The sequence below is a fragment of the Neobacillus drentensis genome (assembly GCF_036966985.1).
GTDB lineage: Bacteria > Bacillota > Bacilli > Bacillales > Cytobacillaceae > Neobacillus > Neobacillus drentensis_E.
Genome location: NZ_JBALSN010000465.1, coordinates 4,287 through 4,824 on the forward strand (window position 1 = coordinate 4,287; position 538 = coordinate 4,824).

Genomic DNA, 538 nt, shown 5'->3' on the forward strand with positions numbered 1-538 from the left:
TAGGAGGAATTGTTGGCGGTTATTTATCTGATTACTTGTTAAAACGTGGAAAGTCCCTTGGTGCAGCACGTAAAACACCGATTATCATCGGATTTCTTTTCTCGAGTGTGGTTGTCTTGGCGAACTATACTTCTTCTGCAGCGCTCATCATGCTAATCATGTCGGTTTCTTTTTTCGCCAAAGGGATGGCTGGAGGAACCTGGGCGCTTATTGGAGATATGTCTCCAAAGGAACTCATTGGACTCAACGGTGGAATCTTTAATACATCAGGTAACTTGGCCGGTATCGTGATTCCGATCGTAGTTGGCTATATTTTGAGTACAACACATTCCTTTAGTGCCGGTTATTCTTTATTGGCGCAGTATTGTTAATCGGAGCATTATCTTACATTTTCATCGTGAACAAAGTTGAACGGATCGAATTACCCCCTGAGTTGCAAGAGGAAAATCAAACTCTATTGAAAGTACAAGCATAAAAAGAATGGAACACTATTTTACTAACGAAAAAACCCGATCTTCCTTGAACTATGACCCGAATA

The 538-nt window shown here is 40.9% G+C and carries 1 pseudogene; it reads left to right on the plus strand.

What is annotated here, in order from left to right:
• A pseudogene (locus V7659_RS25485) lies at positions 1-371 on the plus strand (MFS transporter); the annotation flags it as partial.
• Positions 372-538 lie beyond the last annotated feature (167 nt).